Below are 11,979 nucleotides of genomic sequence, written 5' to 3'. Positions count from 1 at the left end.
CCGCCGCCTGCGCCCACTTCGCCACCCGCGAGATGGCGATCGAGAGAATCGGACGCCACGAACGCTCCTTGGAAGACGTCTTCCTGGAGCTCACCGGGAAGGACCTTCGATGAGCGAGCGATTCCCCGCCGGAACTTTCTCCATCCCCTCGGCCCCTGCGACGCGCGCGGCGATGCTGCGCTCCCAGACCCGGATGGAAGTCTCCCTGTTCGTGCGCAACGGCGAACAGCTGCTCCTCGCCCTGTTCATCCCGGTCGCGCTGCTCTTCGGGCTCACATTGCTGGGCAAGGGCGCCATCCCGGATCCACGTGTCGAGCACGCCGTAATGACGGTGTTCGCCGTGGCCATCATGTCGAGCGCATTTACTGGCCAGGCAATCGCGGTCGGCTTCGACCGCCGCTATGGCGCGCTTAAACGCCTCGGCGGCACGCCGCTGCCGCGCTCGATCATCGTCGGCGGCAAGGTCGCCGCGGTCCTCGTCATCGTCTTAGGTCAGCTGGTGATCCTCGGCATTATCGCCGCGATACTCGGTTGGCGGCCCTCGATCGGTGGCCTTCTTCTGGCGCTTATCCCCATAGTGCTCGGCGTTACGGCATTCTGCAGCCTCGGACTACTGCTCGGCGGAACGCTCAAAGCCGAAATCACGCTTGGCCTGGCAAACCTCATCTGGTTCGTGTTGCTCGGCTTCGCGGGGCTTGCGACCGGAATCGTCGAAGTCTCCGATTCTCTGCACAACGTCCTGCTCATCATCCCCTCCTATGCGCTGACGGCGGGCATCGGCGAATCTCTTGGCGGGAGCTTCCCTGCGATGGAGCTCATCGTCCTGGCGGCGTGGTCTCTTCTCGGGGTGACGGCGGCTTCGCGCTATTTCTCGTTCACGTAGGGAAGGTCGCGGCTGGTACGAGGGGTGTGACGTCCGACGTCATAAATGGGGTATTGCTCCACCCAAATGCTGGGAATGACGGCGTCGGCAATACAATCGGTAGGTGTGAGCAGCACGAGCCAGTCGGACGCAAGACCCTCCACCGATCCCAACGCCCAAGTGCGGGAACCAGGCGGCAAGGCCCGCTCGCTATTGATGCGGCTGCCCGAGCCGAGCCTGCGGACACAGTGGTGGCTGGCGCTGGCAAACCTCATCTGCCAGATCGGGATCATGGCGTCCGGCGCCACGGTCCGTGTAACCGCCTCCGGTCTGGGCTGCGAGACGTGGCCGCGTTGTAACGGCGACAGCTTCGTCCCGGTGCCGGGCGCGGCGCCCTGGATCCATCAGATCATCGAGTTCGGCAACCGAACGCTCACGTTCGTGCTGACGGCGGTGTCCATCGCGCTCCTGCTCGCCGTGCTGCGCGCGGGACGCCGGAAGCATCTGAAGATGCTTGCGTGGATCATGCCTTTCGGTATTCTCGCCCAGGGCATAGTCGGCGGTATCACCGTACTCGCCGGCCTCCTGTGGTGGACCGTCGCAATTCACCTCATCCCGTCGCTGGCACTCGTATGGTTCGCGTCGATGCTGTTCGCCCGTATCCGCGAGGACGACGACGAGCCCGTCCGGCGCACCGTCGGGACCCCGCTGCGGTTGCTCACGCTGCTTTCGGGTGTGGCCCTGGCCGCCGTTCTCGTGACCGGAACCTTGGTCACCGGGGCCGGACCGCACGCCGGCGACGCACGCGTCGGCGCGCATGAGCGGCTCCAGATCGACATCGACCTGCTCGCCCACATTCACGGCGAGCTGATGCTCGCCTATCTCGCGCTGGTCATCGGGCTCCTATTCGCGCTTTACGCCGTCGGCGCCGAGCGCCTCGTCAAGCGCCGCGCCATCTATCTGGCCATTGGTGTGCTTGGTCAGGGGCTCATCGGCATCGTCCAGTACTGGATGGGCGTCCCCGAGCTTCTCGTCATCGCGCACGTGGCCGGCGCGGGCATTGTCACCGCACTGACGGGAATGCTGTGGGCATCGGGCCGCTCGCGCGGCGCCGCGCCAGTGTCGGCCACGGCCGACTAGAGGTCGCCGCCGAATGGCGGCTCGTGGACGTACCGCTGCGGACGTACCGATTCGAGAAATGGCCCGGCGTGTGCCGGGCCATTTTCGTATAACGGGGCGAGGCCCCGAGGATCAGACGAGCTTGGACGAACCTGCCATCTTCTTCCAGTGTCCGGCGGGAACATCGACCTTGAGCGTGGTCTTCTTCGACCAATCGTCCTCTTCGAGCGAGGGAACCGCCTCGAGGACCGCATGAGCCTGTTCGAGGGTGTCGACGAACTGATCACCGAGTACGCCGTCATCTCCGACAAGAGACAAGCGCACACCGCGTCGACCGACAGGCTGGATGACGACGTACGCCGAATCCCCATGGGCCCGGATGAACTTCTTCACGTTCTTCACGGTCTTCTCCGGCGCCTTCGGGCCCTCGGGCTCGGCCGGCGCCTCCGGCTCCTTCTCCGCCGTCTCGTCCTTCTTCGTAGACGTCGACGCCGCGGCGGCGCCCGCAGCGGCCGCGCCACCGGCAGCCGTGGCTGCCGCAGCGGTCTTTCCCGAGTTGTCGTCTGACTTCTCGGCCGAGGAATCGTCCGATCCGGACTCGGACTTTCCACCACCAAGACTCAGCCCACCGGAACCTCCGCCCGGGGCGGCGGCCTTCGAGCCGCCGCCGAGTTTGAGTCCGCCCTGGGCCCCGCCGCTCTTCGGAGCGACCTTCTTAGGCTCATCCGCAGCGGGCTTCTCGGCCTCGGCCGGGGTCTCCTTCGCCGAGGACTCGTCCGACGGCGCGGACGAGGCGGAGGTGCCGCCGCCGAGCTTCAGCCCACCGGAGCCGCCGCCCGGAGCCTTCGCCTTGGAACCGCCCCCGAGCTTGAGGCCGCCGCCTGCAGCCGGAGCCCCGGAGGTCTTCCTCTCTTCGGTGGAATCTGTGGCCGACTCGGACGGGGCTTCCTTCTTGTCTGCGTCTGCGTCGGTCGCGCTGGACGAGCCCGTTGCTGCAGCAGCGGCGCCCGCGCCTGCGGCCGCCGCAGCACCTCCGAGCGCGAGCTTGTTGCTGCCGCCACCGGGCGCCTTGGCTTTCGATCCACCGCCGAGGGAGAGCCCGCCGCCAGACGCCGGCGCACCGCCCGTCTTCTTTTCGGCCTGAGAAGTCTCGGCCTCAGGTGTCTCGGGCTCGGTGGCCTTCGCCTCTTCGGACGAAGTCTCGACAGAAGCATCTTCCGGCGCGTTATCCGCGGAGGACTCCTCGGGGGCAGAGTCAGACGCGGGGCCGGAGTCGGTAGTGGCCGCCCCGGCTGCGGCGCCACCGGCGGGCACGAGTGTGTTGGCACCTCCGCCGGGCGCCTTGGCGCGAGAACCGCCGAGCTTCAGCTTGCCGCTCGACCCCTCGGCCGGTTCGGAAGCCGGAGCACCAACCTTGAGCCCTGCGTTCCGGCTACCCGAATCCGTGGTGTCGGTTGCAGTTTCCTCTGCCCCGGTGGCCTCCGGCTCGGCGGCTGGCTTCTCAACTTGTGGGGTCGCTTCGGCGGCGTCCTGGGAGGCGCCGGCTCCGGCGTCATCCCCCGACGGGGTCGCTTCTCCGGAGGGGGCGGTCGCCTTTTCGGCGGAGTCCGTACCTCCGGATGTGCCGCCGGACAAGGAGATCGCTCCGTCGGCCTTTGCCTTCGGGCCCTGCCCATATCGCGAGTGAAGTTGCAGTTTGCCGCTGCCCTGCGAGGAAGTCATGCCAGCCATCTTACCGACCGGTAGTGGCAATCCCGATTCGCCACGGGGAATACTTGAAGTATGCATGCAATAGTCGTTTTCTCACATGGCGGTCCAGACGTTCTCGAGTACACGGAAGTCAAGGATCCCGAGCCGGGAATCGGCGAGATCCTCGTACGTCCGGTGCGCATCGGCGTGAACTACATCGACACCTATTTCCGCGAGGGCATCTACCCACGCGAGACGCCGTACGTGCCCGGCGACGAGGGCGCCGGAGTTGTCGTCACCGTGGGTACCGGCGTGTCCGAATTCGCGCCCGGCGATCGCGTTGCGTGGTGCCGCGCGGAATCGAGCTACGCCCAATACGTGCGAGTTCCGGCAGCGCATGCCGTCAGGGTTCCGGACGAGCTGTCCGATGACGTCGCCGCTTCCGCGCTTCTACAGGGAATGACCGCGCACTACCTGGTCAACGACACGCACCGCGCGGTCCCCGGCGACTACGTGCTCGTCCACGCCGGCGCCGGCGGTGTCGGGCAACTGCTCATCCAGATGTGCGTGGACAAGGGCTTCAAGGTCATCGCCACCACCTCCACCGAGGACAAGGCCGAGATCGCGCGCGCGAGGGGTGCGCAGGCGGTGTTGCGGTACGAGGATGCAACCCCCGAGACAATCAGACGAATGTCTGACGGCGGAGTGGCGACGGTTTTCGATGGCGTGGGGGCCAGCACGTTCAACAACTCGCTCGGGAGCCTCCAGACCCGCGGCACGATGGTGCTCTACGGCGCCGCGTCCGGACCGGTGCCGCCGTTCGACATCCAACGGCTCAACTCCGGCGGATCGTTGCAGCTCACGAGGCCGACGCTCGCGCACTTCATCCCGACGCGCGAAGAGTTCCTTGCGCGCGCCGATGACGTACTCGGTGCGCTCGCCCGCGGCGAACTGACGCTGGATGTGGGCGCGACGTTCCCGCTGTCAGAAGCGGCCCGCGCACACCGGGCGCTACAAGCACGTGCCACGACGGGTTCGATCGTCCTCGATCCCTTGGCCTGATCTGAATCTGGCGGGACCGACTTCAGCAGAACGCCCCGGCTCCCCTTGGGGCCGCGGCGTTCGACGTCAGGAAAGGTATCCGGAGATCGTTTGGAGGCCGAGGACCGCATCGACGGAAAGCGCGACGAACACGGCGGCGAGATAATTGTTCGAGAGGATGAACAGCGCGAGCGGCTTGACCTCGACCCCGCGCTTGACGCCTGCGTGCAGGCGGTGCGCCATGATGAGGAACCATGCGCCGAAGCCGACCGCGCCGACAGCATAGATCCAGCCGGCGGCGGGAATGAGTAGGAACGTGACAAGCACCGTAACCCACGTGTAGATGAGGATCTGACGGGTGACCTCGATCGGCGTCTTGACGACGGGCAGCATCGGCACGCCGGCGGCCTTGTAGTCCTCTTTGTAGCGCATGGACAGTGCCCACGTGTGCGGCGGCGTCCAGAAGAAGATGATGAGGAACAGGACGATCGCCTGCCACCAATTGGCGTCCTGCCCTTCGGGCAGATGGTCGGCGATGACGGCCCACGAAACGAGTACCGGCATGCACCCGGCCGCGCCGCCCCACACAACGTTTTGCCAGGTACGCCGCTTGAGAATCATCGTGTAGACGAGCACGTAGAACAAGACGGTCGCGAGAATGAATCCTGCGGCGAGCCAACTCTTCGCGAGCAAACCGAGCCACAGCATCGAACAGATGGTGAGGGTCGTTGCGAATATGAACGCCGCACGGCGAGTGACCGCGTGGCGGGCCAGCGGACGCTTCTCCGTGCGCTTCATCACCTGGTCGATGTCGTAGTCGACCACCATGTTGTAGGTGTTGGCGCCGGCCGCGCCCATCCAGCCACCGACCAGAGTGAGCAAAGTGAGTGATAGGTGGACGTTGCCGCGATCCGCCTGGAGCAAGGCCGGGATGGCGGCGACCAGGAGAAGTTCGATGACTCTCGGTTTGGTAAGAGCGAGGTAAGCCCCGAGAACGTCGAGCACCCGCCGACCGAAAGAGACGGATTCGGTGGCAGCGGCGCCGGGGACGGTGTCGCCGGCTCCATCCGGTTGCCGAGAATCTGCCGACGCCGAAACGTCACCCCGACCTTGCCTGGACTCGTGCACTGCTCTCCTCTGATCGCGCCGTGCGCTGTTTTCCGAAGCACTGGATTCACGGCGCCGCGCGGATGGACGATCGCTTTATGGCAAACTGGCGCGCACCGAAGATCCGGCGCGCCGAGTGCCAATTGCTTTATCAGTCTACGTGCCGCCTCAAAGCAAGACGCAATCATGGTCCGTCGACGGTAGGCGGGCAGACACTTTCGGGCTGGCGTCACTAGGCTGGAGGGGTACGCGTGTCGGTGATTCTCGCTCGCAGCCGATTACCCTTCGGGCAAAGTGAACCATTGACCTTGCAATTAATAGACAAAATGGGAGTGCCTCTACAGTGTTCAGTCCTTCGGAAGTTGCCGAACTCACCAAAGACAGCAATCCGTCCAACTGGACCGAACTGGATTCCAAGGCCGTGGCGACGGCGCGGATGCTCGCTGCGGATGCGGTCGAGAACTGCGGAAGCGGCCACCCCGGCACCGCGATGAGCCTCGCTCCGCTCGCCTACTCCCTGTACCAGCGCGTGATGCGGATCGATCCGGCGGACGCCGACTGGACCGGGCGCGATCGTTTCGTACTCTCCGCAGGCCACGCCAGCCTTCTGCAGTACATTCAGCTCTACCTCGCCGGGTATGGACTCGAGATCGAGGACCTTAAACAACTTCGTAAATGGGGATCCCTCACCCCGGGGCACCCGGAGGTTCACCACACAAAGGGCGTGGAAACGACCACGGGTCCTCTCGGGCAGGGACTGGCCACCGCAGTCGGCATGGCCATGGCGGGGCGTTTCGAGCGCGGTCTGTTCGACCCGGAGGCTCCCGAGGGCAAGAGCCCCTTCGACCATTTCGTCTACGTCATCGCCTCCGACGGTGACATGCAGGAGGGCGTCACCTCCGAGGCGTCCTCCCTTGCCGGCACACAGCAGCTCGGCAACCTCGTCGTGGTGTACGACGCGAACAACATCTCCATCGAGGACGACACCGACATCGCCTTCTCCGAGGACGTCGCGGCGCGCTACGAGGCCTACGGCTGGCACGTCGTGCACGTCGATGGCGCAAACAACCTCGAGGCGATCGAGGAAGCGCTGAAGACCTCTCGACAGGTTACCGACAAGCCGTCGCTCATCGTCCTGCGTTCGGTGATCGGCTTCCCGGCGCCGAAGAAGATGAACACCGGCTCTTCGCACGGCGCCGCGCTCGGCGCGGACGAGGTCGAGGCCGTGCGCGAGGCGGTGGGCCTGCAAGGCACCGCACCGTTCGAGGTCTCCCAGGACGTCATCGAGCACACGCGAGAGGCTCTCGAGCGCGGCGCGCGTGTTCACGCGCAATGGGACGAGCTCTTCGCGCAGTGGGCCAACGCCAATCCGGAGCGGAAGGACCTGTACGACCGCCTACGCAGCGGCGACCTGCCTTCGGGCTGGGATGGCGAGCTTCCGACCTGGGAGCCCGATGCCAAGGGCATCGCGACCCGCAAAGCCTCGGAGGCGACGATTCAGGCGCTCGCCGCCACGCTCCCAGAGCTGTGGGGCGGTTCCGCCGATCTCGCCGGCTCGAACAACACGCTGATCAAGGACGCATCGTCCTTCGGCCCCGAGTCGATCTCGACGTCGTCGTTCTCGGCGAACCCGTACGGCCGTAACCTCCACTTCGGTATCCGTGAACATGCCATGGCTGCGGTGCTCAACGGCATCGCACTGCACGGGAACACGCTCCCATATGGCGGTACGTTCCTCATCTTCTCGGAGTACATGCGCCCTGCAGTCCGCCTCGCGGCACTGCAGAACACTCACGTGACCTACGTGTGGACGCACGATTCGATCGGCCTCGGCGAAGACGGCCCGACCCACCAGCCGGTGGAACAGCTCGCCGCCCTCCGCGCGATCCCGAACCTGTCGATCCTGCGCCCGGCCGATGCCAACGAGACCGCCGCCGCGTGGGCCGCCGCAGTGAGCAAGCCCGGACCGAAAGGGCTTGCGCTCACACGCCAGAACGTTCCCGTCCTCGAGGGCACGAAGGATTCCGCCCGCGACGGGGTCGAGCGCGGTGGTTACGTGCTCCGCGACTCGGAGGAAGGGATCGATGTCGTTCTCCTCGCCACCGGTTCCGAGGTTGCTCTCGCGCTCGAGGCCGCCGAGGAACTCGGCGGACGCGGAATCGGAGCACGAGTAGTGTCGGTGCCGTGCTACGACTGGTTCCTCGAGGAGGACGAGACGTATCGCAACGACGTGCTTCCTCCGGAGGTACGCGCACGCGTCTCGGTGGAGGCGGGCATCGCGATGCCGTGGCACCGGCTCCTCGGTGATCATGGCCGCGCGGTCTCGCTCGAACACTTCGGTGCGTCCGCCGACTACCAGACGCTTTACAACGAATTCGGCATCACTTCCGCAGCTGTGGTCGCGGCGGCGGAGGAATCGATCGACGCGGCGAAGGCCGCACGCGGCCGAGAGGACAACTGATGACCAACGCCAACCTTGCCGCCCTTGCGGCGTCGGGCGTTTCCATTTGGCTCGACGATCTCAACAGGGACCTCATCGACTCGGGCACGCTCGACGAATACACCAAGGATCTCGCCATCGTCGGTGTGACGACCAACCCCGCGATCTTCAAGGCGGCGATCGCCGATGGTGACGCCTACTCGGGTGCGGTCTCCGAGGCAGTCTCGAGCGCCGACGGCGCGCAAGGCGACGAGCTTGTCGACCACGTGGTCCGCGAACTCACGACAGAGGACGTGCGCCGCGCCTGCGACGTCCTCCGCCCGATCTACGACAATTCACGTGGCGTTGATGGTCGCGTCTCGCTTGAGGTCGATCCGCGGCTCGCGCACGACACAGAGGCCACCGTCGCCCAGGCGCTCGAATTGGCAGCCTCCGTCGATCGCCCGAACGTGATGATCAAGATCCCGGCGACCCTCGAGGGCCTTCCGGCGATTAGCCGGGTGCTTGCAGAAGGCGTCGACGTCAACGTCACGCTCATCTTCTCCCCCGACCGCTACCGCAAGGTCGCGCAGGCCTACATCTCCGGTCTCGCCGCCGCGCACGCCAACGGCCACGACATCTCGGCGATCCACTCGGTCGCCTCCGTGTTCGTCTCGCGTCTCGACACAGAGGTCGACAGCCGGCTGTCCGAGGACTCCGAGCTGCGCGGCCTCGCCGGGCTCGCAGGTGCACGCCTGTGCCACGCGGAATTCCAGGACATCACCCGCACCGCGGATTGGAAGGAACTCGCTTCCGCCGGCGCCCAGCCCCAGCGCTTGCTGTGGGCGTCGACCGGCGTGAAGAACCCCGATTACCCCGACACGATGTACGTCACCGGGCTCGTAACCCACGGCACCGTCAACACGCTGCCGATGGACACGATCACCGCGTTCGCCGAGCACGGCGAGGTTACCGGCGACACCGTCCGCGGCTTCGAGGAGGAATCTCGGTCGGTGTTCGCGCGCCTCGCCGATGAGGGCATCGATCTCGAGGAGGTCTTCGCGCTCCTGGAAACCCAGGGCGTCGACAAGTTCATCAAGGCATGGAACGATCTCTACGACGCCGTACGCGCACAGGTTTAACCAGCTGTATGACGGCGGAGTCACCTAATTTCTCAGCGCTCCGCCGTCATCGTGCATTTATCCAATTGCACTGCCGAGAAAGGGCATGGGGCCGGTGAGCTCTGAGGTACACGTAGACGAGGACGTCGCGGACGAGGAGTGGACCAATCCACTGCGCGACCCGCGTGACAGGCGGCTACCGCGGATCGCGGGGCCGTGCGGGATAGTCATCTTCGGAGTCACCGGGGATCTGTCGCGCAAGAAGCTCATTCCGGCGATCTACGACCTCGCCAACCGAGGACTGCTGCCACCGGGTTTCGCGCTCATCGGTTTCGGCCGCCGGAAATGGGATCACGAGGATTTCGCGGAATTCGCCAAGCAGTGCGCGAAGGAACGCTCGCGCACGAAGTTCCGCGAGGACGTGTGGGAGCGCCTCGCCGAGGGGCTACGGTTCGTGACCGGCACGTTCGACGGCGAGGAGGGCTTCGACAGCCTCGCCGAGACCCTCGACGAGCTCGGCTCCGCGGGCAAGACCGCCGGCAACATCGCGTTCTACCTGTCGATTCCGCCGGACGACTTCCCGGTGGTGTGCCGGCAACTCGACCGCACCGGGGTTGCCAAGCCCGGGCATGATTCGTGGCGCCGTGTCGTCATCGAAAAGCCCTTCGGGCACGATCTCGACAGCGCGCGCGAACTCAATGACGTCGTCGCCGCGGTGTTCCCCGAGAAGTCGGTGTTCCGCATCGACCACTACCTGGGCAAGGAAACCGTCCAGAACATCATGGCGCTGCGCTTCGCCAACCAGCTGTTCGAACCCGTGTGGAACAGCAATTACGTCGACCACGTGCAGATTACGATGGCCGAGGACATCGGCCTCGGAGGCCGCGCGGGATACTACGACGGGATCGGCGCGGCCCGCGACGTCATCCAGAACCACCTCATCCAGCTCATGGCGCTCGTCGCCATGGAGGAACCGATCAACTTCTCCGCGGCGGCGCTGCGGGAGGAAAAGATCAAGGTGCTCGAATCGGCGGCGCTTGCCGAGCCCATCGAGGACACCACCGCGCGCGGCGTGTACGGGGCCGGTTGGCAGGGCAGCGAAAAGGTCCTCGGCCTCCACGAGGAAGAGGGCTACGACCCGAATTCGACCACAGAAACGTTTGCGGCGATCACCCTTGAGGTGCATAACCGGCGGTGGGGCGGAGTCCCGTTCTACCTGCGCACCGGCAAGCGGCTCGGGCGGCGGGTCACCGAGATCGCCGTGGTCTTCGCCCGCGCCCCGCACCTGCCGTTCGATTCCACGATGACCGAGGAGCTCGGCTCCAACGCCCTCGTGATCCGCGTACAGCCCGACGAGGGCGTGACACTGCGATTCGGTTCCAAGACCCCGGGGACGACGATGGAGGTGCGCGATGTGTCGATGGATTTCGACTACGGCGAATCCTTCACCGTGGACTCCCCTGAGGCCTACGAGCGGCTCATCCTCGACGTCCTGCTCGGGGCACCCTCGCTGTTCCCCGAATCCCGCGAGGTCGAGCTGAGCTGGATGCTGCTCGACCCGGTGCTCGACGAGTGGGCTTCGCGCGGGCGGCCGGAGACGTACCCGGCCGGAACCTGGGGCCCCAGCAGCGCCGACAAGATGCTGCAACGCGACGGCCGAAGCTGGAGGCGACCATGATCATCGATCTTCCCAATACGTCGACGGCAGCGCTCAACAAGCGGCTGGTCAAACTCCGCGAAAACGCCGGCCTGCCCATGATCGGCCGCGTGCTCACGCTCATCGTGGTCACCAACGAGGTCGTCGGCTCCGAATCGGCTATCCGCTCGGCGAACAACGCGTCCCGGGAGCACCCGTGCCGCGTCATCGTCGTGATCCGCGGTAACCGGGCCTCGGCCAACCGTCTCGACGCGCAGATTCGCGTGGGCGGCGACGCCGGCGCGTCCGAGGTGATCGTGCTGCGCACGAGCGGCGGGCTCACCACCCAGGGCGCCGCGCTCGCCACGCCACTCCTGCTCCCCGACACGCCGGTGGCCGCGTGGTGGCCGAGGAACTCCCCGACCAATCTCGTCGCCGACCGTATCGGACAGCTCTGCCAGCGGCGCATCACCGACTCGGACGCCGAAGGCCACCCCACCGACGCCCTCGCCAAGCGCGCGTCGGGATACTCCCCCGGCGACACCGACCTCGCCTGGGCGCGCATCACCCCGTGGCGCGCTCTCATGACCTCGCTCCTCGACCAGCCGCCGTACGAGAAGATCACCGCCGCCACCGTCGGTGGCCCCGAATCTGCGGGATCCATCGACCTCGCATGCGGGTGGCTCGCCGCGCGCTTGGGCATCGACGTGCGTCGCGCCGTCGGCAAGCAAATGGTCGTGCTCGAGCGGAAGAGCGGGAATATCGTCATCGAGGGCATCAACTCGCGCACCGTCGAGGTGCGCATCACCGGGCAGGAGCCGATGCGCGCCCCGCTGCCCGACCGCTCCGTGGCCGAGTGCCTCGCCGAGGACCTGCGCCGGATGGATTCCGACGAGATCTATGCCGAGGCACTCACAGGCCTGGACAGAGTCATCCACAACACGTCGTCAGACCGCTGATCGCCCGTCCCCTGCCGAGGAGGCTC

At 66.1% G+C, this 11,979-nt stretch carries 9 protein-coding genes; 7 read left to right on the top strand and 2 right to left on the bottom strand.

The genetic code is table 11. The features are described 5' to 3' along the window. The first annotated feature begins 109 nt into the window (after positions 1-109). Both K8V11_RS14535 and K8V11_RS14530 read left to right on the top strand, forming a co-directional pair. Positions 110-883, top strand: a complete 774-nt coding sequence (locus K8V11_RS14535; protein WP_303915852.1) for an ABC transporter permease — start codon at positions 110-112, stop codon at positions 881-883. Positions 884-1,078: 195 nt separating this feature from the next. Continuing rightward, complete coding sequence (locus tag K8V11_RS14530) at positions 1,079-2,002, top strand: heme A synthase (RefSeq protein WP_303915858.1); 924 nt, start codon at positions 1,079-1,081, stop codon at positions 2,000-2,002. A gap of 111 nt (positions 2,003-2,113) precedes the next feature. Here K8V11_RS14530 and K8V11_RS14525 read toward each other — a convergent pair whose 3' ends face one another. After that, positions 2,114-3,703, bottom strand: coding sequence for a hypothetical protein (locus tag K8V11_RS14525; RefSeq protein WP_303915849.1), 1,590 nt, complete (start codon positions 3,701-3,703; stop codon positions 2,114-2,116). Positions 3,704-3,763: 60 nt separating this feature from the next. Between K8V11_RS14525 and K8V11_RS14520 the strand changes: the two genes are divergently transcribed. After that, on the top strand, positions 3,764-4,732 hold the full coding sequence (locus tag K8V11_RS14520; protein ID WP_303915847.1) for a quinone oxidoreductase: 969 nt from the start codon (positions 3,764-3,766) through the stop codon (positions 4,730-4,732). Between the two features lie 66 nt (positions 4,733-4,798). Here K8V11_RS14520 and K8V11_RS14515 read toward each other — a convergent pair whose 3' ends face one another. After that, positions 4,799-5,839 (bottom strand): heme o synthase, encoded by a 1,041-nt coding sequence (locus K8V11_RS14515; protein WP_303915844.1) that lies wholly within the window; start codon positions 5,837-5,839, stop codon positions 4,799-4,801. Positions 5,840-6,161: 322 nt separating this feature from the next. Between K8V11_RS14515 and tkt the strand changes: the two genes are divergently transcribed. The 4 genes from tkt to K8V11_RS14495 all read left to right on the top strand — a co-directional run bounded on the left by tkt (position 6,162) and on the right by K8V11_RS14495 (position 11,953). Beyond that, on the top strand, positions 6,162-8,279 hold the full coding sequence (tkt, locus tag K8V11_RS14510) for a transketolase (RefSeq protein WP_303915841.1): 2,118 nt from the start codon (positions 6,162-6,164) through the stop codon (positions 8,277-8,279). Continuing rightward, on the top strand, positions 8,279-9,379 hold the full coding sequence (gene tal / locus K8V11_RS14505; protein ID WP_303915837.1) for a transaldolase: 1,101 nt from the start codon (positions 8,279-8,281) through the stop codon (positions 9,377-9,379). The genes tkt and tal overlap by 1 nt, the downstream gene beginning before the upstream one ends. Positions 9,380-9,473: 94 nt before the next feature. Then, a complete protein-coding gene (gene zwf, locus K8V11_RS14500) occupies positions 9,474-11,036 on the top strand; it encodes a glucose-6-phosphate dehydrogenase (RefSeq protein ID WP_303915834.1) in 1,563 nt (520 codons plus the stop codon). After that, positions 11,033-11,953 (top strand): glucose-6-phosphate dehydrogenase assembly protein OpcA, encoded by a 921-nt coding sequence (locus K8V11_RS14495; RefSeq protein ID WP_303915831.1) that lies wholly within the window; start codon positions 11,033-11,035, stop codon positions 11,951-11,953. The genes zwf and K8V11_RS14495 overlap by 4 nt, the downstream gene beginning before the upstream one ends. Positions 11,954-11,979: the final 26 nt, after the last annotated feature.

It is taken from the genome of Dietzia timorensis, assembly GCF_020742175.1.
GTDB classification, from domain to species: Bacteria; Actinomycetota; Actinomycetes; order Mycobacteriales; family Mycobacteriaceae; genus Dietzia; species Dietzia timorensis_A.
The sequence above is the reverse complement of the archived record's forward strand: the minus strand, read 5'-3'. Positions and strand labels throughout refer to the sequence as shown.